The 26197-nt window shown below is 63.2% G+C and carries 23 protein-coding genes; 10 read left to right on the forward strand and 13 right to left on the reverse strand.

Going from position 1 to position 26197, the window contains the following annotated elements; genetic code table 11:
- Positions 1-150: 150 nt before the first annotated feature.
- The 6 genes from C1H84_RS13340 to C1H84_RS13365 all read right to left on the reverse strand — a co-directional run bounded on the left by C1H84_RS13340 (position 151) and on the right by C1H84_RS13365 (position 6277).
- Positions 151-819 carry an alpha/beta hydrolase family protein gene (locus C1H84_RS13340; RefSeq protein WP_113607632.1) on the reverse strand — a complete coding sequence of 223 codons (669 nt, stop codon included), beginning with the start codon at positions 817-819 and terminating at the stop codon, positions 151-153.
- Positions 820-837: 18 nt separating this feature from the next.
- A complete protein-coding gene (locus C1H84_RS13345) occupies positions 838-1746 on the reverse strand; it encodes a hypothetical protein (protein WP_113607633.1) in 909 nt (302 codons plus the stop codon).
- 94 nt (positions 1747-1840) lie between these two features.
- The gene (locus C1H84_RS13350; protein WP_113607634.1) at positions 1841-2428 is read right to left on the reverse strand and encodes a hypothetical protein; all 588 of its coding nucleotides are present in this window, start codon (positions 2426-2428) and stop codon (positions 1841-1843) included.
- 4 nt (positions 2429-2432) lie between these two features.
- Positions 2433-2789 (reverse strand): VOC family protein, encoded by a 357-nt coding sequence (locus tag C1H84_RS13355; protein ID WP_113607635.1) that lies wholly within the window; start codon positions 2787-2789, stop codon positions 2433-2435.
- Between the two features lie 131 nt (positions 2790-2920).
- The gene (locus C1H84_RS13360; RefSeq protein WP_113607636.1) at positions 2921-5476 is read right to left on the reverse strand and encodes an ATP-dependent Clp protease ATP-binding subunit; all 2556 of its coding nucleotides are present in this window, start codon (positions 5474-5476) and stop codon (positions 2921-2923) included.
- Between the two features lie 123 nt (positions 5477-5599).
- On the reverse strand, positions 5600-6277 hold the full coding sequence (locus C1H84_RS13365; protein ID WP_053797285.1) for a response regulator: 678 nt from the start codon (positions 6275-6277) through the stop codon (positions 5600-5602).
- Positions 6278-6362: 85 nt separating this feature from the next.
- Here C1H84_RS13365 and C1H84_RS18035 point away from each other — a divergent pair, with 85 nt between their 5' ends.
- The 3 genes from C1H84_RS18035 (at position 6363) to C1H84_RS13375 (ending at position 8747) form a co-directional block, all read left to right on the forward strand.
- Entirely contained in the window at positions 6363-6554 is a 192-nt protein-coding gene (locus C1H84_RS18035) for a hypothetical protein (protein WP_146956072.1), read from the forward strand.
- A 46-nt stretch (positions 6555-6600) separates the two neighbouring features.
- Positions 6601-7785 (forward strand): sensor histidine kinase, encoded by a 1185-nt coding sequence (locus C1H84_RS13370; protein WP_113607637.1) that lies wholly within the window; start codon positions 6601-6603, stop codon positions 7783-7785.
- A gap of 341 nt (positions 7786-8126) precedes the next feature.
- The gene (locus C1H84_RS13375) at positions 8127-8747 is read left to right on the forward strand and encodes a malonic semialdehyde reductase (RefSeq protein ID WP_047118049.1); all 621 of its coding nucleotides are present in this window, start codon (positions 8127-8129) and stop codon (positions 8745-8747) included.
- Between the two features lie 88 nt (positions 8748-8835).
- Here the strand turns inward: C1H84_RS13375 and C1H84_RS13380 are convergent, their stop codons facing one another.
- On the reverse strand, positions 8836-10059 hold the full coding sequence (locus C1H84_RS13380; protein ID WP_113607638.1) for a hypothetical protein: 1224 nt from the start codon (positions 10057-10059) through the stop codon (positions 8836-8838).
- 308 nt (positions 10060-10367) lie between these two features.
- Between C1H84_RS13380 and C1H84_RS13385 the strand changes: the two genes are divergently transcribed.
- A complete protein-coding gene (locus C1H84_RS13385; RefSeq protein ID WP_047118047.1) occupies positions 10368-11642 on the forward strand; it encodes an NAD(P)/FAD-dependent oxidoreductase in 1275 nt (424 codons plus the stop codon).
- Positions 11643-11738: 96 nt separating this feature from the next.
- On the opposite strand, the gene C1H84_RS13390 is transcribed toward C1H84_RS13385, so the two are convergent.
- The gene (locus C1H84_RS13390; protein ID WP_113607639.1) at positions 11739-12593 is read right to left on the reverse strand and encodes an NAD-dependent epimerase/dehydratase family protein; all 855 of its coding nucleotides are present in this window, start codon (positions 12591-12593) and stop codon (positions 11739-11741) included.
- Between the two features lie 166 nt (positions 12594-12759).
- Here C1H84_RS13390 and C1H84_RS13395 point away from each other — a divergent pair, with 166 nt between their 5' ends.
- The 3 genes from C1H84_RS13395 to C1H84_RS13405 are packed head-to-tail and all read left to right on the forward strand — an operon-like array spanning position 12760 to position 15834.
- On the forward strand, positions 12760-13206 hold the full coding sequence (locus tag C1H84_RS13395) for a LexA family protein (RefSeq protein WP_244910907.1): 447 nt from the start codon (positions 12760-12762) through the stop codon (positions 13204-13206).
- Positions 13196-14488, forward strand: a complete 1293-nt coding sequence (locus tag C1H84_RS13400; RefSeq protein ID WP_113607640.1) for a Y-family DNA polymerase — start codon at positions 13196-13198, stop codon at positions 14486-14488. The genes C1H84_RS13395 and C1H84_RS13400 overlap by 11 nt, the downstream gene beginning before the upstream one ends.
- Before the next feature lie 56 nt (positions 14489-14544).
- On the forward strand, positions 14545-15834 hold the full coding sequence (locus C1H84_RS13405; RefSeq protein WP_181728140.1) for a glycoside hydrolase family 3 protein: 1290 nt from the start codon (positions 14545-14547) through the stop codon (positions 15832-15834).
- Positions 15835-15951: 117 nt separating this feature from the next.
- On the opposite strand, the gene C1H84_RS13410 is transcribed toward C1H84_RS13405, so the two are convergent.
- The 5 genes from C1H84_RS13410 to C1H84_RS13430 all read right to left on the reverse strand — a co-directional run bounded on the left by C1H84_RS13410 (position 15952) and on the right by C1H84_RS13430 (position 22794).
- The gene (locus C1H84_RS13410; RefSeq protein WP_113607642.1) at positions 15952-19215 is read right to left on the reverse strand and encodes a S8 family serine peptidase; all 3264 of its coding nucleotides are present in this window, start codon (positions 19213-19215) and stop codon (positions 15952-15954) included.
- Between the two features lie 380 nt (positions 19216-19595).
- The gene (locus C1H84_RS13415) at positions 19596-20084 is read right to left on the reverse strand and encodes an FBP domain-containing protein (RefSeq protein WP_047118042.1); all 489 of its coding nucleotides are present in this window, start codon (positions 20082-20084) and stop codon (positions 19596-19598) included.
- Between the two features lie 385 nt (positions 20085-20469).
- Complete coding sequence (locus C1H84_RS13420) at positions 20470-21294, reverse strand: hydroxymethylpyrimidine/phosphomethylpyrimidine kinase (protein ID WP_113607643.1); 825 nt, start codon at positions 21292-21294, stop codon at positions 20470-20472.
- Between the two features lie 36 nt (positions 21295-21330).
- Positions 21331-21945 (reverse strand): hypothetical protein, encoded by a 615-nt coding sequence (locus C1H84_RS13425; RefSeq protein ID WP_146956074.1) that lies wholly within the window; start codon positions 21943-21945, stop codon positions 21331-21333.
- Positions 21946-22089: 144 nt separating this feature from the next.
- Positions 22090-22794, reverse strand: a complete 705-nt coding sequence (locus tag C1H84_RS13430) for a TetR/AcrR family transcriptional regulator (RefSeq protein WP_113607645.1) — start codon at positions 22792-22794, stop codon at positions 22090-22092.
- 337 nt (positions 22795-23131) lie between these two features.
- Between C1H84_RS13430 and C1H84_RS13435 the strand changes: the two genes are divergently transcribed.
- From C1H84_RS13435 to C1H84_RS18285, 3 genes are read left to right on the forward strand one after another with little or no spacing between them, the layout of a single operon-like run.
- Positions 23132-23845 carry a queuosine precursor transporter gene (locus C1H84_RS13435; RefSeq protein WP_047118037.1) on the forward strand — a complete coding sequence of 238 codons (714 nt, stop codon included), beginning with the start codon at positions 23132-23134 and terminating at the stop codon, positions 23843-23845.
- Positions 23846-23905: 60 nt separating this feature from the next.
- Positions 23906-24601, forward strand: a complete 696-nt coding sequence (locus C1H84_RS13440; protein ID WP_113607646.1) for an ABC transporter ATP-binding protein — start codon at positions 23906-23908, stop codon at positions 24599-24601.
- Positions 24591-26159, forward strand: a complete 1569-nt coding sequence (locus C1H84_RS18285; protein ID WP_220124913.1) for a DUF6297 family protein — start codon at positions 24591-24593, stop codon at positions 26157-26159. Before C1H84_RS13440 ends, C1H84_RS18285 begins: the two co-directional genes overlap by 11 nt.
- Positions 26160-26197: the final 38 nt, after the last annotated feature.

The raw sequence follows: 26197 nt of genomic DNA on the forward strand, positions 1-26197 counted from the left end.
GGAGCCCCCAGTCGGCAGCGGGGAATCGGTTCGGGGTTCTATAACGGTTAGCGCCATGGATGCTCCTGATGGACGTGGCGGGTGTAGTAGTAGAACGAACGAGCAAAAGAGTGGATTCCAGAATCAAGCTGTGAATTCGGTGAACAGATTTCAGGGTAGCGAAAGGCATGCGGAAATGAAGCGAGCCGTGGCCTGGGCAAGACCTGACCCGTCCTGCTCCGGGGTGCGCCCCGAGCGTGCCACCTTGAACGAGTGGTCTCCGCCTTCGAACCAAACCAGTTCGGTGCGGTTATTCAGCCTGGATGCCACATCCGCCATGATCTGCGGGTTGGCGAAGGGATCTCGGGTGCCTTCGAGGAAAAGCATCGGAACCTGCAACGGGTACAGGTGCTCGTCGCGCAGCTTCTCCTCTTTCTTCGGCGCATGCAGCGGGTAGCCGAGGAAGACCAAGCCTGCGGTGTCCATCCCCACGGACACGGCCACGGATGCCATGCGGCCGCCGAAGGATTTGCCGGCGGCGAAGATGGGAAGATCGCCGGCAAGGTTCTCCGCGGCCCAGTCGCGCACGTGATTCCATACTGAGACAGCCGTCGGCGCCTTGTCCGGAAACTTCTTGCCTGCATCCATGTAGGGGAAGTTGAAGCGCAGGACGCTGATACCCAGTGCGGCGACCGCCTGCGCGTAGCCGGCCATGAACGGGTGGTCCTTGCCGGCTCCGGAGCCGTGCGCTACGACCAGCAGTGCGGTTGGATCATCCGCGGTGTCCAGCAGGGCGCTGACCGCACCGGATTCAACCGGGATTGAAAGTTCTAGGCTCATGGGACCAGCGTAGATGGCTTAGCCATTGATGGACTCATCGTATTCTTCGACGCTGGTGTCTTCGCCGCCGCGTGCTGTGACGGTCAGTTTCTCCAAAGGCTGCAGACCGTCGTTCTTTTCGGTGATGCGGATCATCATGTTGCTGGATACAAACCCTGATGCCGGCAAATCGTAGGTGCCGTCCATCCATGGTCCATCCTCGAGGGTTACCATAAGTTCACCGGGTGCGGGAGATTCAACTTTGTCGATGTAGGCATGCGGATCGCTCGGAATGCACTGACGGTAGATCTTGAGGCTGGTGATTTCCGCTTTGCAGAACGATTCGTAGGTGTCGTTCATGCTGTTCAGCCATTGGACGTATTTCTCCTGCGCCCAGGCTTCGCGGTCCTCCGGATCGGCCCCGGTCAATGCGCGGGTGTAGGTGCCTGAGTACTTGTTGTTTTCGGTGGAGAACGTAATGGTTTCAAGTTCGGGCGAGTCCTTGCCGATGCTCTCGAACATGATCAGACCCATGAATCGAAGCTCATCGGTCGGCCCTTGGTAGGACTCCTGCATTCCGTCCTTGTTGAAGACCATGTCATTCGCGAGCTTGATGTCGATGACTCCGGCTTTGGGCGAGGTCCAGCCGGTCATCAAGTTGTAGGGGTACAGGAATCCCTTGGTGGACTTGATCCCGGAATTGTCCACCCACATCTGGATTTTCTCGTCGGCCCAGTCCTGCCCGGAATTCCGGAGTGGTTCCACCGATTGTTCTGCGGTCTGGGCAGATGACGGTGCTACGGCCTCGGCGGCAGGGCTCGACGCGGTCGAACCCACTGCCGGGGGAGCCACCTCGGGCTGCTGTGGCGGGGTGGAGCTGCAACCAGACAGCAGGAATGCTGCGGCGACTGCCAGGCCCAGAATGCGGTTTCGGATGACGACCTCCAAGGATATGGCAGGATCTCCAGTCTATGTGCACGGCCGAGAAGAGCCTTCTTTGCACGCAAAAGTGAACAATTCGCCGAACGCGGCCGGAAATACGCTAGCTGGCCGGGGTCGCTGCCACCAGTTCGGCCTTGCGGAGCAGCGGGTGCTTGACAAGTTCCCCGCCCAGCGCGTCCAGGATCGCCTGCGCGGAGTCGCCGTTGAAGACGAACACCGGCCCGTCGAAGCGGAAATAGACATCCTCATGCCATCCGATGGTGCCGTCGCCCAGCGCACGGTGCAGCGCCAGCACGGTTGCCTCCAGATCCGCATCTGATTCCTCGGCCAGACGGGTGCGCAGCAGCACGTATTCGCTGGTGCCCAGCGCGGTGCGCTCGCCGTCGACCTCGATCCATGAACCGCGCGCCAGCCCGTTGGCCACCAGCCAACCGCTCAAGGCCGCGACCAGCTTCTTCAGGTCCGGGCAGGAGACCTCGAACTGCACATCGCTGGAGAGCGGTTCCTCGTGCTCCGAGATCGCGGTTCCCGAAGCGACCACGCGCGCGGCGCACTGCTGCTTGGCCGCCGCCACTTCCAGCAGGGCCTGCTCCTGCTGCTGGCGCAGGCGGACGGTCATCGGCTGCGCGAAATGCACATCGATGCGGTGGGTTGCCGGCTGCGCGGACTTCTTGGAGAAAAGGCCCATGAGACTAGTCCCCGTGGGGATCCGATAAGCAGAAGACGATGCCGAAGGGGTCACGCAGTACGCTCCACCCGAAGTCGGGGTCATCCGTGTGCTCCTCGACCAGGGTGGCCCCGGCCGCCAGCAGCTCGCCGACTTCCTTGGCACGGTCGGCCTTGGCCTCAAGGTCCAGATGCACCCGGTTCTTGCCTTCAGTCACCTCGTCGACCTGCTGGAAGCCGATTCTGGCCGGGAACCCGGGAATCGAGAGCATGGTGAAGCCGGGGTACTGGCCCGCGTATTCGCCGTGCAGCACCAGCCGCCACCAGGCAGCCGCCGACTGCTCGTCCAGGGTATCGAGAGTGATCATGCCGATATTCGCCATGGGTACCAACCTACCGGGGCGCGGGGATCTTGGGTAGGGCAACGCAAGCAATTGACCGGGACGGCGAAGGGCGGCCTGCGGGACCATTGCCGGTTCCCGTAGGCCGCCCTTCGCTGGCCTGGCTGCGCTGGCTAGCTGCCGAAGAAGTCCATGACCTTTTCCTCGGCTGCCGGCGGAGCCGGGGGCGCGACCTGCTTGGCGACCTTCAGCTTCCCGTCGGCGTAGTCCACGGCGATGGTGTCCCCGGCGGAGACCGCGTCGTTGATCAGCAGGTCGGCAATCGCGTCCTGGACCTTGCGCTGCACCAGGCGGCGCAGCGGGCGGGCGCCGAACTCCGGGTCGTATCCTTCGTCGGCGAGCCAGGCCACGGCGGCGTCGCTGACATCCAGCGAGAGCTCCTGGTCGGCCAGGCGCTCGCCGGTTTCGGCCAGCACCAGCTTGACGATCTGCCCGATCTCCGACTGGCTCAGCTTGCTGAACAGCAGCACCTCGTCCAGCCGGTTCAGGAACTCGGGGCGCATGAACTCGCGCACCTTGCCCATCACCTTGGCGCGGATCTCCCCGGCCTCGCTGGCCGCATTGGCCGAGGTGAAGCCGAAGTTGCCAGCCTTGTTGGCCAGGTACTCGCCGCCCAGGTTGCTGGTCATCAGGATCAGCGTGTTGGAGAAGTCCACGGTGCGCCCGGCCGAGTCGGTCAGCCGGCCGTCGTCGAGCACCTGCAGCAGCACGTTGAACACGTCCGGGTGGGCCTTCTCGATCTCGTCGAGCAGGATCACCGAGTACGGGTTGCGGCGCACCTTTTCGGTCAACTGGCCGGGCTGGTCATGGCCGATGTAGCCCGGAGGCGCTCCGATCAGGCGTGCCACCGTGTGCTTCTCGCCGTATTCGCTCATGTCCACGCGGATCATCGCGTCGGCCGAGCCGAACAGATTGGTCGCCAGGGCCTTGGCCAGCTCGGTCTTGCCCACGCCGGTCGGGCCGAGGAACAGGAAGGAGCCGATGGGGCGCTGGACGGGGGACAGACCGGTGCGGTTGCGGCGCACCGCGCGGGCCACCGCGGCCACGGCTTCGGACTGGCCGATCACCGAGGCGTGCAGCGACTCCTCCAGCGTCGACAGGCGCGCCTTGTCGTCTCCGGAGATCCGCGAGGCCGGGATGCCCGTGGAGCGGGAGATGACCTCGGAGATCTGGGCTTCGTCGACCACGCGGGTGATACCGGCGTCGCCGGCCTGCTCCGCCGCGGCAATGCGCTCGCTCAGCGCGGTGATATGGTCGCGCCAGGCTCCGGCGTCCTCGAAGCGCTCCTCGGAGATCGCCCGGGCCTTGTCGCGCTCTGCATCGACCAGCTCGGCGCGCAGGCCCTGGACGTCCTCGGTGTCCCCGGCCGCGATGGAACGGCGGGCGCCGGCGATGTCGATCAGGTCGATCGCCTTGTCCGGCAGGCGGCGGTCCGTCAGGTAACGGGCCGACAGGCTCACCGCGGCCTTCAGCGCCTCAGGGGTGTACTGCACCTGGTGGTGGTCCTCGTAGGATTCGCGCAGGCCCTCGAGGATCGCCAGAGCGATCTCCTGGGACGGCTCCTCCACGGTGACCTTGCCGAAGCGGCGGGCCAGCGCGGAGTCCTTCTCCACCTTGCGGAACTCGTCCAGCGTGGTGGCGCCGATCAGGTGCAGTTCGCCGCGCGCCAGGCGCGGCTTGAGGATGTTGGCGGCGTCCATGTTGCCCGATTCGCCCGAGCCTGCGCCGACCAGCAGGTGCATCTCGTCGATGAAGACGATGGCCTGGCCCTCGGCGTCGGCGACCTCTTCCAGCAGGCCGGTCAGGCGCTGCTCGAAGTCGCCGCGGTAGCGGGTGCCTGCGAGCATGCCGGGCAGGTCGATGGAGATCAGCTGGGCGCCGCGGATCTGCTCCGGGACCTCATCCGCCACGATGGCGCGGGCCAGCCCCTCGGCGATGGCGGTCTTGCCCACGCCGGCTTCGCCGATGAGCACCGGGTTGTTCTTGGTGCGGCGGGCCAGGATCTCGATGACCTGGGCCAGCTCGTCGTCGCGTCCGATGACCGGGTCGATCTGGCCGTCCGCGGCCAATGCGGTCAGGTCGGTGCCGTAGCGCTCCAGCATCGAGACGTCGGACTCCTCGGCGTCCTGCGCCTGGCCGGACTGGGCGCGCTGGACCTGCTCCATGGCTGCCTGCTGCAGCGACTGGCCGGTGATCCCGTGCTGGGCCAGAAGGTTGCTGACGGGGGATTCCGGATTGAAGACGAAAGCAAGGAACAGGTGGTCCGGGTCGATGTAGGTCGAACCGTAGTTGCGCGCCACCTGGTAGGCGTCGAACAGGCTGCGCTGTGCGGCGGAGGAAAGCCGGGTCGGCTTCTCCTGCTGGTCCTGGCTCTGCGGCAGGTGGGCGATGGCGTCCTTGGACAGGGACTCGATGTCCGTGCCCATGGCTTCGAGGTGCGAACGGATGGGTTCGGTGCGCAGCAGCGCGATGAGAAGGTGGAGCGAATCGATTTCGTCATGGCCGTGCTCATGCGAAATCGAGGCTGCGGTGGTGACTGCCTCATGGGTGCGTGTGGAAAGCAGGCGGGTGATATCGATCGGCCGGGCAGCTTGAGCGCGCGAGGAAAGGAACCGGGAGAGGAATTCCTCGAACGAGCCGTTGTCGGGTGAGCCGAAGAATGCTGGCAAGTGAGCCTCCTAGTAGAAACTTGAGCGGTCTATGCTCATGTTCAACGTATTCGGCGCAAATCTATTCCCGGCACCTGCCGGGAAGGCGTGTTAGGAGACCTATTTCACCATCGGCGAAGCGGCTTACTGATCGCGTGGAATCTCGATGAGACCCATGCGTGTAGCGGCGACCAGCGCTTGGACGCGGTCGCGGACTTCGAGCTTGGAGAAGATCTTGGCCATATGCGTTTTTACGGTGGCTTCTGAAATCTTCAATTTTCGGCTGATTTCAGTGTTATTAAGTCCGTTCGCCAGAAGGTTCAGAATTTCCACCTCTCGCGCAGTGAGGCCGAGATCCTCGATCAGATCCCGGACTTCCTGACTGGTGTCCCGGTATGCCGATTGAATTGCGGAGACGAGGTCCGAAGACACCGAGGGGGAAATGGCTGCGGTGCCGTTGTGGACCGCATGGATCGCGCTGATGATCTCTGCCGGTTCGGTGTCTTTGACCAAGTAGCCTCCGGCTCCGGCAGCCAGCACGGGGACGAGGTAATCGTCCGAGGAAAAGGCGGTGATGGCCAGGATTGCAGGGCTGTTTCGAGCCGTCTTAATTTCGCGTGTGGCCTCGACGCCGTCCATGATCGGCATCTGCAAATCCATCAGAACAACGTCGACTTCATTGTCCCGGCAAAATTCAACCGCTTTTAAACCGTTATCTACAGATTCAAGCGTTACAATTCTCTGATCCGTTGCTAGGATTGTGCCCAGCGCATTCCGAATTAGAGGCTCGTCGTCGACGATGAGCACTTTGATCTGCTCCATCAGTTTCCTTAGAAAGATACTGCAGGCCAGGTCCGGACTGCTCACTCGAAACTATATATAAGAATACTCAAACATGGGGTGTGTTATGAAGGCACTGAAGATGCTCGCGGTAGCGGCATTGGTACTCGCGCCGGTTACTGCAGTTGCAGCTCCGGCATCGGCCGCAACCGCTGGCAGCCAGCTGATCTCGAAGGGTGGCGCAGTTGCAACGCCTGCTGGCTGGGGCAACGACCTTTCTATTTGGTTCTGCAAGAACTACGGCCTTGCATGCGGCTAAGCGTATCCGCTTGACTTCATGGCTCTGCCAGTGAAGTATTCGGCGTATGAAAGCACGACTTAAAGACACCCTGACCAAGCAGTTTTCTGGTCGGGGTGTCATTATTTTGCTAGGGGTAGCAGCACTTTTAGCAGTTTCTGCAACTGAGATTATCTCGATCCTGCAAGATGGTTTCGTTGCCTCTACTAGCACCTCGATCCGTGGGGCGTTGTCGGGAGTGATCTTGTGCATCGCGCTCATAATTGGGCGCCGTTGGGTAGCTGCCTCTTTGGGTATATATCTGGCAACAGCGTTCTTCTTCTTTGGTAATGGAATGCTGCTGATCTGGATGGTGCTTTCAGCAGTAATTTTTTCAGCTCTGGCGGCTACGGCTCTGTCGCGACACATCCGGGTCTGGTACTTGACCATCTTGGTGGGCTGGATGATTCAGTTCATCATTCGAGCTGGCGATGATGCCATATTGCTCGTGCTCATTGCTCCCCTCGCGTTATCGGCATTCGCCCTAACTCGGAGCATCTTCGTCTTGCGGGAGAGGAACGCGAGAACAAGCAAGGAAATGGAAGAGGCCGACGCAAGAGCGCGACAAGCCATTGAAGCCGAGCGAAAGAATATCGCACGCGATCTCCATGACATCGTGGCTCACGACATCACCGTGGTCGCGATGCAATCCAAAGCGGCAAAATTCGCCAATGACGGACAGATGGCCTTAGATGCTATTGACGTCATCGCCAAACTCAGTACCGAAACCCTGCATGACTTGCGCTTGATGCTCAACGTTCTGCGTACTGACGGAACCATGGCAGACCCGGCAGTGAGCGTTAATGACAAGCCAGCCGCAACCACGGTTTATGCGGTCCAGGGCGTCGAACTTTTCTCCCAACGGCTCCGTGAAGCAAACTTTGTTGTGTCATCTCACACCGAAGAAAAAATTTCCGAACTACCGCGCTCTGCGCAGACCGCACTCTATCGGGTTATGCAAGAGGCAACGACTAACGTCATCAAGCATGCTTTGCCGGGCGGTGAATGCTCGATTTCACTGACGGCCCAAGGCACGGAAGCAAAGCTTAAAATTACTAATCAGGTACCAAATCTGGGTAGCCCTAAGAACTCGCTGCCAATTGGCGGCAGCGGACTCATTGGCATGGAGGACCGCATGAAGGCTTTCGGTGGAAGATTCAATACTTCAGAGCGCAATGGGCGCTGGATTTTGACGGCCAGTATCCCGTTCTAGGCCTACCCTCCTACTAAAGTATGATTTCGCAATTCTTGCAGACACGATAAGTTATAGATGTATCGGTGAAGACCGATCACCGGTTAGGTACTTGGTGGTGTTTTGCGAGTGGCACCACGAAGGACCAAGGTGATTAAAAGGTACGTTGCGTTACTGAGCGGACGATCTTTCATCGGCGTTGTGCCCCCATCGCACGCCGTTGTCCGCAAGTGACGTAACGTACCTTTTATAACGCAGGGCTTATGCGCATTCTAGTGACAGTGTTCACAAAGCGGCAATAGCGGCACGGGAACTTTATATCCTATTCACCAAGGATCCGTGAAAACTGCGAAAGCGAGCCCATGACCATTCAAGCTGAATCCAGCATCTACGAAGCACTTTCGATCGATCCGGCTGCCGCCGATCAACTTTTCTTCGAAGCCCGCAGCGCGAATTCATTCAGCGATGAGCCAGTATCCGATGAAACCCTCGATGCCATCTACGACGCGATGAAGATGGGTCCTACGCTGATGAACAATCAGCCGCTTCGCATTACCTGGGTCAAATCGGACGAAGCACGGCAAACCATCGCTGGAACCATGTCGGGAACGAATGCGCAGAAGGCGCTGACCGCGCCTGCGCTGGCGGTGCTGTCCTTCGACACCGAGTGGCATGAAGAATTCCCGAGCTTCTTCCCCCACGCTCCAGAGCGCAAGTCCATGTTCGAGAATCCCGACGTGCGCACCGCGGTGGGCAACAACAATGCCTGGCTCCAGGCCGGATACTTCATCATGGCCGTGCGCGCCGTCGGCTTGGCTGCCGGCCCCATGGGCGGTTTCGACAAGGCTGCTGTCGACCAGGCCATCAACGCGGACAACAACCACAAGTCGTTCCTGATCGTGAACGTCGGCAAGCCAGGCGAGAACCCGTGGTTCGACCGCCTGCCGCGCCACTCAAGCGAGCTGGCAACCCGCAGCATCTAGCGGATGGGTTGTTCAAGGAAATAAAGGCTGAAGGAGTGCGACGCATCTGTCGCACTCCTTCAGCCTTTAAGGTTTTCCGCGATGCGCCCTATTTGGCCACATCGGCCTCAGCATCCTCGGATTCCGCGTTGCCGCCAAGTACGTGGTCGGAAACCTTGGCGAGCGCGCGTTCCAGCGCCGAGCGCAGTACGACGGGGACGGTGATCTCCTCGTCGATCACGACAAGTCCTTCGCGCTCGAAATTGCGCAGCAGGCTTTCGACCTGCGGGACGACAATCTCAAGGCTCGGGATCAGGTGGTGTTGCTCTTCCGGCAGGTCGTCGGTGGTGGGAACCTGCAGCGCGAACTCCGTGCGCGGAGGCGTGCTGGAGGCCGCGTTGCTCAGCACGCCGGCCGTCATTTCCGCGATGGTCGACTGGCCCGGGGTTTCCAGCGTATTGATCAGCACGTGCGAGAAGAGGACTTCCGCGATGAGTTCCTTGACCAGGCGTGAGCCGGGGCCGGTCGAGCCGAGCAATGCCTGGGCCAAAGATTCGGTCGGCATGGCGTTCGGTGCCTGGTAGCGCAGCATGGCGGTGCCGATCAGCGCGTCCCAGTAGGCCGAAAGGCGCGGGACTTCGGCCAGGCTGGATACGGTTGTGCCGTCTTCCGGCTCCCAGAGGACCGATCCGGCCGCCGCGGGTTCCGCGCTCTCGTCGACGGTGACCAGCAGGCCCAGTGCGGACGCCGCATCCTGAAGGGTCTGGCCGGTCAGCACGCCCGAAGGCGAAGTGGGTTTGCCTTCGCCGACCCAGTTGACCAGCTCGCGGGCGGCATAAACGTAAGGCATGGATTCCAGCGCGGCGTTTGCCTCGTCGTCTTCGAGGAACGGTGCGATGATCGGCGAATCGCCGGCCATGCGGGAGAGGAACTCGAAGGTCTGCTTGAAGTCATCCACGCTGCCGCCGAAGTTGGCGGTGGTGCCCAGGAAGGTCAAATAGTGCTTGAGGATCGCGGCGCTGGCCTCGGCAACTTCCTTGCCCAGCGACGACAGATGGCCCAGCTGTTCGCCGAGAACTTCAGGGTCAAGCGTCTTCACGTCCACGGACTTGCGCAGCTGGGCGTGCACGGTCAGCAGCGTGGTCAGCCCTTCCAGCGCCGCACGGGTTTCGCTGGCAGGACGGCCCTCTTCCTGGAAATGGCGGAAGAGCTGGGACTTGAAAGGCTGCAGATCCTGTCGGACCTCGGATTCAAAGGGAACCGAGCTTGCGCCTTCACGGCGGGCTGGATGGCCCTGCGACTGCTTTTTCTTGGCTGGTTTGCGTGATGCCATAAGTTTGCTGATTTTCCTTAGCTAGGCAGGAAAGATGATTCCACTCCAGTCTACGCAGGCAGCAAAATCCTCGACCCACAACTGTGCGAATCAACGGTGCTCCGGAGGCTTTCTATCCGTCGAAGTGTGATTGGCCGAAATAAATACGGCGCTTGAGTTTGATCTCCGTATAAAACGCAGATCACAGGTTGGTGTGTCCTCGCTCACCGTCGAATCCTCAGGACTCGTTGATTTTCGCCCTGTTTCACGCAAAAGTGAGTTGCGACGGCCCCGTGTGGAGGGGCTCTGAAAACTTAGGAGTGTGGATCATGGGTGCAGCTGTTCCTGATCATGTTGTAGTTGTAGGCGCAGGTTTCGTTGGCCTGTCGACCGCTTGGTACCTGCAGGAAGCCGGCGTCAAGGTGACCGTCGTGGACCGCGGCGGCGTGGCCTCCGGCTCGTCGTGGGGCAATGCCGGCTGGCTGACCCCGGCGCTGACCCTGCCGATCGCCGAACCGTCGGTGTTCTCCAACGGCCTGAAGATGATGCTGGATCCAGCTTCGCCGCTCTACATTCCGCTGAAGGCCGATGGGAAGCTGCTGCGCTTCCTGCTCGGCTTCGCCTGGCACTCGACCCCGAAGAAGTGGGAAGAAGCCATGCGCATCTTCTCCGAGGTGGGCCACACCGGCCTGGACGCATTCGACGAAATCGCCGAAGACACCTCCGCCGGACCGGGCGCCCGCGAGCTGACCAAGCCTGCAGACCCGTTCCTGACCGGCTTTGTTTCCATGAAGGACCGCGACGCGCTGCTGCATGAGTTCGAGATGATCCACAAGACCGGTGGCCATGTCGACTTCGACCTGCTTTCCGGGGACCAGCTGCGCAGCATCGAGCCGACCCTGTCGGACAACGTTGCCGCCGGCATCGCCATCAAGGGCCAGCGCTACCTGAACCCGCCGAAGTTCATGGAATCGCTCGCCGAGTCCGTGGTCGCCCGCGGCGGCGACATCATCGGCGCCTTCAACGTCACCGATGTGCGCGACAACGGTGGATCGGTCACCGTGATCGGTTCCGAGGGCCGCGCCATCACCGCCGACCACGTGGTGCTGGCAACCGGCGCATGGATGACCGACCTGGCGGCCAAGTTCGGCGTCAAGGTGGTTGTCCAGGCAGGCCGTGGCTACTCGTTCACCGTGGAACCGGAGAGCATGCCGACCCACCCGATTTACTTCCCGTCCCAGCGCGTGGCCTGCACCCCGCTCGGCGACCGCTTCCGCGTGGCCGGCACCATGGAGTTCCGCGACGTCAACCACAAGCTGGAACCGAAGCGCATCGAGGCCATCGTGGCCGCGGCCACCCCGGTCTACAAGGGAATCAACTGGGAGAACCGCAAGGAAGAATGGGTCGGCGGACGCCCGTGCACCGCTGACGGCCTGCCGCTGGTTGGCCAGACCTCCTCCTCGCGCGTCTCGGTCGGCGGCGGGCACGGCATGTGGGGCGTTGCCCTCGGCCCGCTGACCGGCAAGATCCTTGCCGCCCAGATCACCGGCCAGGCCGCACCGGCCATTTCCCGCCATTTCAACCCGTTGCGCAAGGGTTTCTAGCCCGTTTCGGTCCACACCCGGAACGTGAAAAGGCGAACCGGCCTGCACGCACCCATTCGGGTCGTGCAAGCCGGTTCGTATACGTTTAACCGCTGTTCAGGGGTGGCGCGATGATTCCCCGGCCAGCACCGAGCGGTAGCCTTCGCGGTACCCGGGGAATGCCAGCGTGAAGCCGGTGGACAGCAGCTTGGAGTTATCGATCCTGCGGTCCGCGGCGCGCCGGGCGGCGGGTTCGGTGGCCGCCGGGGGAACCGGCAGGTCCAGCTCGCCGGCCAGGAAGGTGAAGATGTCCTCCAGCTGCGCCGGTTCGTTGTCGGTCACCAGATACAGCTGCTCGGCGAGGTCGCCCAGTTCCGCCACATGGACGATGGCCCGGGCCAGGTCGTCGCGGTGGATGCGGTTGGTCCAGTGGGATCCGAAAGGCAGCCGTGCGGTGCCGTTGCGCACCTGGGTGATCAGGTGGTTGCGTCCCGGTCCGTAGATGCCCGAAGCGCGCAGCACCGTCACCGGCAGCCCCGAATCGAGCAGTGCCTGCTCGGTGCGGGCCAGCACCACCGAGGTTTCGCGGTTGGGTTCCGAAGGGGTTGACTCGTCCACCCAGTCTCCGTGGTCTCCGCCGGAGACCGCCGAGGAGGAAACATAGATGATGCGCTCAAGCTGCGGCGCCTGCTCCTTGAGTGCGGCGACCAGCTTGTCGGCCACCTGCAGGTAGGCCCGCTCGTAGCCCGGCACGTCGCGGCTGGCAGGCACCGGGGTGAGCACCGCGATCCGGGTTTCCGGGTCGATCCGCGGCCAGGGCTCGTCGCCCTGCAAATCGACGTCCTGGCCGTGCAGCGGCGCGGGCAGCTTGGAGCTGTTCCGGCGCCATCCGGTCACCTCGTGGCCGAGGGCGGCGAAGCGCAGCCCGGCTTCGGTGGCCACGTCGCCGCAGCTGATCAGCAGAATTTTCACGGTACTCCTTGGCTGGAACGGTGCGGGCTGCGGATGCCGCGCTCTCCCAGCGTAGGTGCAGCCGTGTGTCCTGGCCATTTTGGGCTTCACAAATAGTCGTCGGCACGGTGTCGATCAAACAGGGTACAATTCCAATTGTTCGAAAGTTTATGCGAATAAATTCTCCGTGGGATGGATCGAAGCAGGTGAGACAGCGGTGGCAGATGCGCAGCCGTACGTGCCGGAAGGCGCCAGCCAGGGGCCCGTGCAAGCGGTCTCCGCGATGGGCTTTCCTTCCCCCGCCCGCGACTATTTCGACGGCGGATTCGACCTGAACCGCCTGCTGGTCAAGGACCGGGTATCCACCTTCATCATGCGCGTGGGCGGAGGATCCATGCAGTCCGCCGGAATCTACGACGGCGACGAGATCATCGTGGACCGCTCGATGCCGGTGCGCCACAACTCCGTGGTGGTCCTGACGCTCAACGGCCAGCTGCTGGTGCGCCGCTGGCAGATCGACGGACAGCGGGTCGGGCTGCTGTGCGACGAGTCCACGCTGCCGGTGGTGCTCGCCGAGGGAGACGACGTGAGCGTCTTCGGAGTGGTCACGAGGTGCCTGCACCATGTCCGGTGAACACGTCGCGCTCGTCGACGTCAACAACTTCTACGTCTCCTGCGAGCGTGTTTTCGACCGCTCGCTGATGAACCGGCCGGTTGTGGTGCTCTCCAATAACGACGGCTGCGTGGTGGCCCGCTCCCAGGAGGCCAAGGACCTGGGCATCGGGACCGGCGAGCCGTTCTTCAAGGTGCAGCGCTACATGCAAACCCACAACCTCGCCGTGCGCTCAAGCAACTACGAACTCTACGGCGACATCTCGGCGCGGGTCATGGAACTGCTCGGCCGCTTCGGCACCTGGCATGAGGTGTACTCCATCGACGAATCATTCGTCGGACTGGAGGGCGGCCTGGAACAGGTGCGTACCACGGCCGCGCAGATCCGTTCGTCCATCGACCGCCTGATCGGGGTCCCGGTGTGTGTCGGGGTGTCCTCGACCAAGACGCTGGCCAAGTTCGCCAACCACGTCGCCAAGCACAATGCGAACCTCGGCGGGGTGTGCGTGCAGGACCTCATGGACCCGGACGTGCTCGCACGGATCAAGTCGCTGGTGCCAGCCACGGATGTCTGGGGCGTCGGGCGCAAGACCGGCGCCAAGCTGGCCGGCATGGGCATCGAATCCATTGCGGACCTCGAAGCAGCCGATCCGATGCTGATCCGGCGAAAATTCTCGGTGGTCCTGCAACGCACGGTGTTCGAGCTCAACGGGCAACGATGCATCGGCCCGGTCGAGGAGCGCAGAGACAAGGGGCAGGTGATGTTCACCCGATCCTTCTCCTCCCCGGTGCGCACGCGCGAAGCCATGGAAGAAGTCATGTCCATCTACGCGCAGAAGGCCGCCGCGCGCCTGGCCAAGGAAGGCCGCTATGCGTCGCTGCTGACGGTGATGGCCGGGACCAGCCGCTTCGCCCAGGGGGAGGCCTCCTTCCCCAGCACCCAGGTGCGGTTGCCCAAACCCACCCGCGACCCGATCCTGCTGACGCGTCTGGCCGTGGCCGCCATGAACGGGCTGATGCACACCGGCGTGGACTATGTGCGCGGCGGAGTCATCCTCTCCGGGCTGAGCGACTCCCCGGGCGAAGCGCAGCTGGACCTCTTCGGCCAGGGCGGGAATGATCCGGAGCACGAACCGGTGAACGTCTCGGGCGTGGTGCAGGACATCTCGGCGCGATTCGGGGCCAAGGCCATTGGCCTTGGACGCGCGGGGATCGCGCAGGCTCCGGCATGGTCGATGAAGCGGGAGCACATCTCCCAGCGCTACACCACCGAGTGGGACGAGCTGCCCCTGGTGAAGGCCTGAGATTCCCGGCCCGCCAAGCCAAGTTTCCTCGCAGGATCGAATGGAAGAATGTTCCCATGACACCTTGTACGTGCCGGCTTGTTTCGCTGGGTATGCTTTCCGTCCTGGTGCTGGGCGGCTGCAGCGCCGCCCAGCCCGGCAACCAGAACCCCACCCCCAGCGCGTCCGCAACGTCTGCACCGGGGGTGGGCAGCTCAGCGTCCGCAAGCCCGCAGCCGTCCTCCACTCCGACCGAAGGCCCGGAGCAGAGCTCAGCGCCATCCAGCCAGGGCACCGAGTCCTCGACGCCCGCTGGCGGATCCGGCGTGCGGGAGCAGGCCGAGGCGCTGGTTGATGAGATGACTCTGGATGACCAGGCGGCCAGCCTGGTGATGGCCGGTGTTCCAGCCACCGGCGCCGGCGCAGCGCAGATCGCCGCGCTGGAGGAGCAGGGTATCTCGAATGTCTTCCTGCGCGGACGCTCGCAGCTCTCGGTCTCCCAAACTGCGGCGCAGGTCCGGAAAATCACCGACGCCCTGGACCGGAATGTCCCGGGCAAGCTGCCGGTATGGGTGGCCACCGACCAGGAAGGCGGCTTCGTCCGAGTCCTGCAGGGCCCCGGGTTCACCGAACTGCCCACTGCGTTGACACAGGGTGCCTGGTCCCAGGCCACGCTGAAATCAAGGATGTCCGCCGTTGGCGGCGAACTGGCCGAGGCAGGCATCAACGTGAACCTGGCGCCAGTGGCCGATGTGGTTCCTTCCAGCATCGGCACGGCCAACGACCCGATCGGCTACTTCGGCCGCGAGTATGCGAACAACGCCGCGGATGCCGCCGCGGACGTGCTGACGATCAACCAGGCGCTGGCGGCCGAAGGTGTCCAGCCGGTGGTCAAGCACTTCCCGGGGCTGGGGCGAGTCACCGCGAATACCGACACCTCAAGCTCCGTCACTGACACATCGGTTGGCGCCGGGTCCCAGGATCTTGAGCCCTTCAAGGAAGCGATTGCGCAGGACCTGTCCTGGGTGATGGTTTCCAACGCCCGCTACACGCAGATCGATGGGAAGAACGACGCGCCATTTTCGTCCAAGGTGATCACCGGGTTGCTGCGCGACAAGCTGGGATACGACGGACTGGTCATCTCCGATGACCTGTGCAAGGCGGAACAGGTGTCGAGCGTTTCGGTGGGGCAGCGTGCGGTGAAATTCGTTGCGGCCGGCGGCACCGTGCCGCTGTGCGTGAATACTTCGGACGCCGTCACGATGGCCGCGGCGCTGGCTCGTGAAGCCAAATCCGACAAGCAGTTCGCTGCCCAGGTCCGCGAGGCGGCGGTGATGGTGCTGGAGGAGAAGCTGGAAGGAAGATAGCCAGACTGCACCTCGGGGGAATCGTTTTTAACAGGCGGCGGCCCGGACGACTTCTTACTCGCGAAGAAGCCGTCCGGGCCGGTCTATTGCTGGGACGCTGGCTGGGAGCCTGCGGTCCTAGCGGATTTTGAGCACCTGGGCACGTTCGCCCGACTCATTGTGCAGGTGCAGCAGCAGCGCCTTGGCATCCTTGGCGTTGCGGGCAACCGAGACTGGCAGGCGGGTGTCGTCCAGGTCGGTGAACAAGGTTCCGGTTGCGCCGAAGTCGACCTTCGGAGCGGTCACATTGAACTTGACCCATCCGGTCTCGTCAATCGGAACCATCGAACCCTCCTCGTTGGTGTTGTACCAGGAGTAGCTCGCCACGCGGTAGGAGATGTCCGACGACTTCTCGGTCAGGCCCAGAGCAGCCAGCGACACCGGGAGGATTGCCGTGTTGGTGTCGAAGCTGTTGGTGTCCACATCGCCCAGTACGCCGTTGACCGGCTGCAGGTCGACCTGCTGGAGGGTCTTCAAATCGAAGGTTGCCACCAGATCGAGATCGATCTCGTCGATCGCGGTGGTGAAGCTGACAAAGTCGGCCTCGCCATCGTTGTTGGTGTCGATCTCGACATCAAGCTCGGTTCCGCCGGCCAGGTGAGCCCAGTTGGCGTAGGTCGAAATACCGACATTCAGCAGACCGTCGGCGACACCGGTGCGCGGAGCTGTGGTCGAGGCACCGACGTGCTGCAGGTCCATCGACCGTGCGCCTGGAATGGCGTCCAGCGAGGACGGGCCGCGCTTGCTGCTAGCGCCCAGTTCAAAGGCTCCCATCAGGGAGAAGACTTGGCTTGGGCCCTGGCCCGCGATGACGTCATCACCCTTGAGCGAAAGTTCCAGAGCCGAATCGTGCTTGCCGTTCTTGACCTTCTTGACCTTGGCCGACATGTCGGCGACTAGCTTCGGAGCAGCCTGGACAGGCACGCGCAGGGTTGGCGCGGACTTGCTGGTCAGCTCTACGCGTCCGGTGGCGTCTGCCAGCCACGCGCGGTCGAGGCCCGACTGCTGGGCGTCCATGGTTGGATCCATGGTCTTGGCCCAACGCTTCGGATCAACCTGCAAGGTGACCTTGACCTTGGTGCTCTTGCCCGGGGCGACAGTCACCGAACGGCGGTCGAGGCTGTAGGTGGCACCCGGAATCTCGGTGGCAGGTACATACTTCACCGCGTAGGTCTGGGTCTTCTTGCTGGTGTTCTTCACCGTGATGTCGCGGCTGGCCTTGTACTTCTTCTTGCCCTCAAGCTCGACAACCCCGAAGACAACGCTGGTCAGATCCGAGTCCTTGGACGCGTAGGCGTAGGCCGGAGTGGAGATGGCCTTGTCTGCCATGACGCGGCCGGCGCCCACGCGGTTCGGACCGTAGACGTCGCCGTCGGCATCCTTGATGTCGGTGGCGGCGGTGTTCATCACGATGCTCTTGGCCTGGGCCGGCGTCAGATCCGTGTCCTCAAGCACCAGTGCTGCAATGCCGGCAACCAGCGGGGTGGCCATGGACGTACCGGACATGACGGCGACGCCGTTGCCGGTGCCCACGCCGACCGAACCGATCTGGGTACCCATGGCGGCGACATCCGGCTTCACGATGCCGTTGGACCCATGCACGCCTCGCGACGAGGACGAGTTCAAGGTATCGAGCACACCGGAAGGGCTGGAAGCCGCGCCGGCGAAGTCGGGGGAGAGGGTGACCTTCAGCGTTCCGGCCTCGGCGGCAGGGCGCAGCTTGGTGGAATTATCCAAGGTCAGCTGGGCGCCGGGGATGGTCGTGTTGCCGGCGATGCCGGCGTCGAAGACGTTGGCTTCGGAATCCAGCAGGACACCGGTGGCGCCTGCAGCCTCCGCGTTATTGAATCGAGCTGCGGAACCGCAGGGGAATTCGCCGTTTTCACTCCACTGCAGCCAGACCCACTTGCCCTTCAGCGAACCGGGCTCGAACGGGCTGCAACCGAAGGCGTTGGACGAGGGGGCCATAACAACTTCGCCGGTCAGCTCGGCAGGATCTGCGTTGGTGTAATTGAAGTTCGCAGAGTACTGGCCAGCCACGTCACCGGCGACATCTGCCGGGGCGTCGACGCGAATCTTGTCCATGGTGAGCTTCGAGCCGACCGAGTTTGCCACGGTGAGCGAGCTGCGGGAGTTGCCCGGCGAGCCGCCCACATCGGTGACGTCGCCGGCGTTGCCGGAGGCCACCACGGAGAGGATGCCTGCAGCCGACAGCGCATCGACGATGTCATTTTCCGGATCTTCCACTGGGGAGTGGTCCGAACCGAGGGACATGTTCACCACGTCGGCGCGGTCGGAGAAATCGCCGTCGCCGTTGGGATCAAGTACGTAGTCAAGTGCCTGGCCCACCACGTCGGATGAACCGGTGCAGCCGAAGACGCGGATGCCGATCAGCTGCGCCTCCGGGGCGGAACCGGGACCGACCTTCATGCCCATGACGTCGTCAGCCTTGAGCTTGGAGTAGTCGCCGGTGAAGGTGGTGCCGTCCGCGTTGACGCCGTACCCGGCTGCGGTGCCTGCCACGTGGGATCCGTGCCCGGCGAGTTCGCAGTCCAACGGGTTGGGATCAGGATTCGGGATCGGCTGGTAGTCGTCGGCATCCGGGTCGGCGTTGTAGTTGTCTCCGACCAGGTCCCAGCCGCCGATGAACTTCTTCGGGTCCAGCAGGCCAGAATCCGCAGCGGGAAGGCCCTTCGATGCCTGGGCTTGCTTGTAGCCCTCCAGGGTTCCGGGGCCGCCGAAGCTGGCGTGGGTGTAGTCGATGCCGGTGTCCAGCACCGCGATCTTCACCCCGTCACCGGTCTTGTCCAGTGCCGTCCACGACTCCAGCGCGCCGGTATCGATAACCGACCCGCGGTTGGATGGTTTCTTGGGAACAATGGCGCTGATCTTGGCGACATCCGTGCGCTCGGCCAGTGCCCGGAGCGCGTCTGCGTCACCGGTCAATGCCACGCCGCGCACGGCGTTGGACGTCGAGTAGATGACCTCGGAATCCGCCTGGGCGGCGAGCTCCTTGCCCTTCTGCTTGACCTCTGAGCGGATCTTCTTGACCTTGGCCGCATCCTTGGACTTGCCGGACTTCTTGACCTCCTGGAAGGCTCCGTCGCCTTCCAGCTGGACGAAGACCGAGACTTCTCCGCTGGCCTTGGCCAAGGGCTTGGAAACCTTGAGGTTTGAAAGGGTATCGCTGCGGGTGACGGACAGCGAAGCTGCCTCATCCCCGTCCGCAGGTTGTGGAATATTGACTGCGCTTGCCGGACCGCCGATGGTGACCGCCAATGCCAAAGCAGTGGCTGATCCCAGCAGCAGGCGCGGCAGTGTGCCAGTGCGCCGTATGACCATGATTCTCCTAGCCGAGCTGGACAGCGGAAATGCTCCCGAGGCCGGGCGGCCGATACGACAAAGCGGTGCGTGCCATGATGATCGTCCAGGGGCCGACGTCCGCCGAAGCATCAAGCCCCTAGTCTGGAATCATAGGTGACGCACGCCATATATCAAGGGGATATTGAACAATTATTGCGGGCCCGGCGGGCGGCCTGAATCCGTCTTTCATATTCAGTTGGCGGAAATTTCAACGGAGAATCGCCGATAGGTCAACGTGCGAGAGCCAAAATTTTTAGATTATTCCGTTCCGGGGCACGCGGCCTGTGACGGAAAGTGCATCGGCAGAGGAGGCGACGCCGGCGGAACAAGGCATGTTTCCCTGCTCCGCCGGAGGCCAGCTAGACGCGTTGGATGAAGCTGTCCACGCGCTCATCGAGCTGGATGATGCGCTGCGCAACGACCGCCATGGGATCGGGATTGATGGGGTCCTTCGGCGGAGCGATGCGTACGTTGGCGGAGCATTCGAAACGGGTGCAGAGCAGGGTGCCCAACGTGTCCCCGTCGCGGCCGGCCTGGCCGGAGCGGCGGGTGGTGAACATTCCCACCGCGCACGGCAAGGTGACGTCGCGACACATCTCGCACATGGCGGCGCTGCCACCCTTGCGCGCGCCGTCGGTGGCGCGCAGCAGCAGGCCGCGGGTTTCCCCTGCGGTATTCGTATAGATCATGTAGCCGCGCTGCGGCATCTTGGGATCGCGCCATCCGAGGTATTCCAGCGACTCCCAGTCGAGGCTGTTGAAGTTTTCCGGCAGGGTGAGTTTTTTGGCTTCCTGGCGGCTGGCGTTGATGAAGCTGGCGCGGATGGTTTTTTCGGTCAATGGCTGCATGGTAATTCCTTGGAGGTTCCGTCCGGTGCCCGGCGGGAATGCCGGACGGCGCGCCAAAGGCGCTGAATAGTGGGAAGGATCGGGTCCCGTCTAAGGCGCGGAAACGATGCAGGGCAGCAAGGCATTGGCCGTCAACGCTGGAGTTGAAGCCGTGCTATTTGCCAGTTGCCCCGTCCGCCGCAGGGACGAACGGGCAGAGCGTCAAAGTGGCGTGCATCGCCGACCGCCCTTTCCCGTGCCCAGGCACGCAACAAATTGAGATACTTCAACCACTTTAGCAAGCCAGCCCGCTTGCCCCCAAGAACGTCTGGTCAGGTGGTTAAATACAGACGCCGAGGAGAACGGTGGTTTTCCTCGGCGTCGGCGGTTCCGCGTGCGGGACGGACTAGCGGCGGCCGCCCTGCCACAGGGCGTCGAATGGAGTCTTGCCGGCGACGCGGTTGCGGATGCCTTCGGTGACGAATGCCTTCGCGGTGCGTGCAGCCTCAAGCGGGGTCGCGCCCTTGGCCAGTTCGGAGGTCACTGCGGCGGCCAGGGAGCAGCCGGCGCCGGAAACGGCGACTTCGCCGATCTTCTTCTCGCGCAGGATTTCGAGGGTCTCGCCGTCGTAGAACACGTCCACGGCGTCGTCGCCCGCGATGCGGACTCCGCCCTTGGCGAGCACCGCTGCGCCGGAGATTTCATGGATCTTCTTGGCCGCGGCCACCAGATCCTCTTCCGAGGTGATGGTCAGCCCCGAGAGCTGTTCGGCCTCGAAGTGGTTCGGGGTGACGAAGGTGGCCAGCGGCAGCAGGTTGGCCTTCAGCGCCTCGTCGGTGTCCAGGGCATGGCCTGGCTCCTGGCCCTTGCAGATCAGGACCGGATCCAGCAGGATATTGTCCCACTCCTGGGACTTCAGTGCGGTGGCGACGGTGTTGATCGTGGCAGGCGAACCCATCATGCCCAGCTTCACGGTGCCGAGCTTGCCTTCGTAGCAGGTCTGGATGGCTTCGAGCTGGTCGGCGATGACCTGCTGATCCACTGGCACGAAGCGGTGGTTCCAGGAATCCTTGGGGTCGAAGGACACGATGCAAGTCAGCGCGACGATGCCGTAGGTTCCCAGTTCCTGGAAGGTCTTCAGGTCGGCCTGGGCACCGGCGCCGCCGGTGGCCTCGGAGCCTGCGATGGTCAGGGTGAGCGCAGGGCTGCTTCCGGTGTTTGTATTAGTCATAGTCCCATGAATGGTTGTGCGTACTGGTGGTTACTTTTAGCCCTGTTGCCAGAAGCTGAGGTCGGTGGCCTTGGACCAGCCTTCGGCCAACGTTCCCGCATTTTCGCTGGACGCGACCAATAACAGCCATGGTATACCGTGCCCATAGGCAGCTCCGGCAAAGTTCGCGAGAATCGCCCGGCGGGCGGTATCGGGGTCGCTGGGCGCATGCAGGTCGGGATCCGACAGCAGGCCGAAGTTGGAACCGTAGTGCATTCGGCCGCGGGCAACCGGGCGATCGAAGTCCGTGACCTCGACGACGTCGTAGTCGTTCATGGGGGCTTCGAACAATGCCGAGGTGTCGGGAAGTTTCACGACCTGTTCGACGTCCTCCGGCTTGCCTGCCAGCAGCGACATCTTCGCGGTTTCCTTCCAGCCTGCATCCTGCAGGCCTGCCGCGGTCTGTTCGTCGACAGGTCCGAGGAAGATCAGTCGCTGGGCATCGGCCGGAGCGGTCCAGGAGGCATCCGGCCAGTATCCGAGGACCTCGACATCTTCGCCGTCAAGGTTAACCGAACGAATCTCGCCGGGAGTGGGAAACGAAGCGATGCGGTCCCGCAGGAGCGCGTACGCCTCGGTCCAGGCTGGCAATTCACGTCGTGTTCCGCTCATGTTGTATCGCACTCCTTCGAAGCCAGTGTCACCGGTTGTCACTTCCGACTTTACGCCCAAAACATGGCACCGCCAGAATGCGAACCGTGAACGTCCTGTGCGAGGCGTGGAGCTCCGCTGTCGCTTGCCGCGCAGGGGCCCGAATCAAGAAGCTTTGAAAACCTTCGGATCCGATGCTTGGCCTTCCTCTTGATCCCGAATCGAGTTTCCCGAATCCATGAGGGACAGGACATCTTCGAACAAAGAGCGCACCACCGGCAGCCTGCAGAGCACCGCGAACTTTGCGACCACGGGCGCGGCGTTGTTCATGAGCAGCATCGAGCGTCGCTGGTTGGCTGACTGGTCGTAGGCCCAGGCGGAGAACAGCTGCCGCGACAGGAGCCAGAGGAATTTCGGCAGATCCCTACGGATGCCCAATGGGGGCAGCGGCCGTGCGCCGGAAACGGCTTTTTCCCAGAGGGAGAATTCCACCGCGGAAAGTTCGTTGTCCATCAGATCCTGGGACAGCAGAACCTTCAGGAATGCGGGCCCGAACTCATGGTAGGGCTGCATGACATGCAGGCCCGAGGTGAAAACTGAACGGATGTTGCTTTCGAGTGTGTTTCCTTCATTGAGTGCGGCGTGGCATTGATCGAATTGCTCGGTGCGCAGATTCAGCAACAGCCGGGCGACGATGTCCTCCTTGGAGGAGAAGTAGTAGTAGGCGTGGGAAAGCGAGACCCCGGCGCGCGCGGCAATGACACGCATGCTGGAGGCTTTATACCCTTCGGCGGCAAAGCAGTCCAGCGCCGTGTGCAGGAGTTTGGCTTGGGTTTCCTGCCCTTTGAGCGTGCGCGGCTGAATGGTCATGTGGACGATTCTACCGAGTTTTTGAACGCGTTCAAAAACATGTCGAGTTCATGCGGAAGTAGGGGAGGCTCGTCACCAGGCTTCTTCGTACCTCGATTTCATGTTCCAAAGAAGTTCAAGTGAGATGTCTCTTTTGCAACTCTTGAATACGCGAATCATTGTTACTATGAAGTAGGTCACTCGGCGGGGCGTGCTGGTGCATGGGATACTTGCTGGGTAAGTGCTAATACAGCGGGACAGCATGCTGAACGCCCTGCGCATCTCGAACCACGTACCGTGGCGAGGCGGCATCGGCCAAGGGCGGTCCTGGCGAACCACTTTGACAAGGAAAATAATCATGGGCGAATCCAACGCCAAAACCACTCTGCCCCCATCTTCAAAGGCGGTTTTCGCCGCTGCGGGGTCCCCGTACTTCTCCACCGTTCTGACCCTGATGGGAGCGGTGGTCATCCTCTCGAACATCGGCGCTTCCAAGGGCGTCACCCTAGGCCCGCTGGTGACCGATGGCGGGTTCTTCCTGTTTCCACTGGCCTATATCCTCGGCGACGTCATTTCCGAGGTCTACGGGCTGAAGGCGGCGCGGCGGTCGATCATCACCACCTTCGTGCTCGCATTCTTCGCGGTGGCCTGCTTCTGGATCATGATCCAGCTGCCAGCCGCCGACTTCTACGACGGCCAAGAAGCCCTTGAGCGTACGCTCGGACCGATCTGGCAGATCGTTGCCGCCTCGGCCGCCGGTTTCCTGGTGGGCCAGCTGGCCAACTCGTGGGTGCTGGTCAAGCTCAAGGAACGCACGGGCGAACGCGGACTGGTCGCGCGCCTGATCGGTTCCAGCGGCGTCGGCGAGCTGCTGGACACCATCATCTTCTGCGCCATCGCAGCTCCGGTCATCGGCATTGCCGACGCCCCGACGTTCATCAACTACGTGGTGGTCGGTTTCCTCTACAAGACCGCCGTGGAGATTATTTTCGTCCCCGTCACCTCGTTGGTGATCCGCTGGTTCAAGAAGCGCGAGCCGGGATACGGGCGGCTGGCCGCCGGACAGGAGTAATCCTCCAAGTCATCATTTCGAGCGACTCCATGCCGTGCTCGCGCTCGATACGCTGGGCAGATGGCGACAGAATCAGAGACCCGGACGCATCTGGAAGCCCGCGGACTGGTCATCGGCTATCCGGAGCGCACAATCTGCGGCCCCCTGAACCTGAAGATCGGCACCGGCGACGGGCTGGGAATCATCGGTTCCAACGGCAGCGGCAAATCCACTTTGCTGGCAACCCTGCTCGGACGCACCCCGGCCCAATCCGGTGAAACAGCGTTCCGCGGCCTGCCCCTGGACGAGGATTCGCTGGACTTCCGCCGGAACGTTGCCGTGCAGGTCAGCGACGGCGCGTTCTTCGAAGAACTGAGTGTCGCCGAGCACCTGGAAATGGTGGCACGGGGGCATTCGGTGCCCGGCTGGGAAAAGAAAGTCCAGAACGAGCTGGAGTTCTTCGAGCTCACGACGGTCGCCGGCCACCTTCCGGGGGACCTCTCCTCGGGACAACGGCGCAAGCTGCTGCTGGCCGCGACGCTGATCCGCCCGGCCGAGCTCCTGATCCTCGACGAGCCCGAACAGCGCCTGGACCTGAGGATCCGCCAGCAGTTCTACGAGCGGCTGGCCGGGCTGCGCCGCGAAGCGGTCAGCATCTTGGCGGTGACGCACGATCCTGCCATGCTGCGGCTGTGCCTGGACCAGGCGCTCCTGCTGGACGGCGACACCGGGGAATACCTGGAGTCCGAGCGCGGAGCGCAGTGGCTTGAACGCTAGTCCAGGCATGCCATCGGCCACCAGTTACGATCCGCGCGAGATCCTTCGACGTGTGCGTTCGGCGCGCAGTTTTTCCGAACGCTTCGACTCGTTCTCCGACATCTACGTCTGGGTGCTCGCCGCCATCGTGGCGCTGACCTATCTGGCCAGCGCCCTCTATGGAACGATCTTCGTGCTGCTGGGCGAAGGCGTGCCGCACCTGGAGCTGGCCAGCGCGCGCTGGAGCCTTGATGCGGTCGTGCTGTTCCTGCTGCCGGTGCTGCTGTTGTTGGTCTTCCGGCTCATGCTTTATCTCGGTCCCAACGCCGTGGGACCCCAGCAGGCCGACTGGTGGTTGCCCCTGCCGGCGGACCGCCGGGTGCTGCTGCTCCCGGCTTGGCGCCGTGCACTGGGGCTGGGCGCCGCTGCCGGCATTTTCCTCGGGCTGCTGTGGGTGCTGGCGCTCTTCGCGCTGACGGGTACCTGGTCCCCGCCGCTGCTGTTGTGGGCAGTGGGCTTTTTCGCGCTGGCCGGGCTCGGCTCGGCGGCAGCGGCCGGAGTGCTTCAAGGCGCCGGACGCCAGCAGGCCGCGAGGCGGTTCTGCTCCGCAGGGCTGCGGGTGCTCGCCGCCAGTTATGTGCTGCTGTGGGCGTCGCAGCTGTTCGGGATGGGCGCAGCCGACGCCGGGCTGGTGGCCTGGCAGCAGTCGTTGCTGGAGGTCGGGCTCTGGATGATTTTGTGCAGCGGCGCCCTGGCCGCCGCCGTGCCATGCATTCTCTGGTCATCGCGGCGGCTTGCCGGAACCCCCGGGGCGGCGCTGCGCGAGGGCGGGCTGCGCCAGCAGCAGCTTGCCGGAGCGATCATGCAGGCCGATGCGCGCGGCGTGCAACTGGATGCTGGCCGCAGGCGGAACCGCGGCAGTGGCCGGCTTGCCCGCGGGCTGCCGGTGGCCCTAGCGGTTATCGTCCTGCGCTGCGTGCGCGGAGGCTACTGGAAGCCGGCGCTGGGGTTCAGCGCGGCGATCCTGGTGCTGCTGCTCAGTGTCCGCGCTGCGGCCAATCCGCTGGCACTGGCCGGGGCTCTGGCAATCCTGTTGGTGGTCCTGGGCACGAGCCTGGCCGAGGTGCTCCGGCCCACCGCCACCCAGCCGGAGCTCGGGCTGATGATCGGGGTGGCCCGCAGCCAGATGGAGCGCGCAATGACCGTGGTCGCTGTGGGACTGTCGTTGGCGGTCCTGGGCTTCTGGAGTCTCGGGCTGTGGGGTATCGGAGCGCTGGCGGAGGCGACCTGGTGGGCTTGGGCCGCGGCCATGCTGTTCGCCGCGCTGGGCCTGGCCTCGGCAGGCCTGGCGCACGCGCGGCGTGCGGAGCGCGACTGGGAAGAAATCTTCGCCGGAGCCGCGAATGAGATGTCCCTCGCGGCGGTGCTCATCCAGCAGGCCTGGACCCTGTTGCGCGCAGCCGCCTCGGGAGCTGCGCTGTATGTCCTGATCCTCGCCCCGACGGCCGCCGTCCCGTGGGGGATCTGGGCGGTGTGCCTGCTCAGCGCCGCCCCGTCGCTTAAAAAGATCGCCGGGTGACGAACCCCGAATCCTGCGGAGGTTCGCCGCCCGGCGGG

The sequence above is a fragment of the Glutamicibacter soli genome (genome assembly GCF_003309065.1).
GTDB classification, from domain to species: domain Bacteria; phylum Actinomycetota; class Actinomycetes; order Actinomycetales; family Micrococcaceae; genus Glutamicibacter; species Glutamicibacter soli.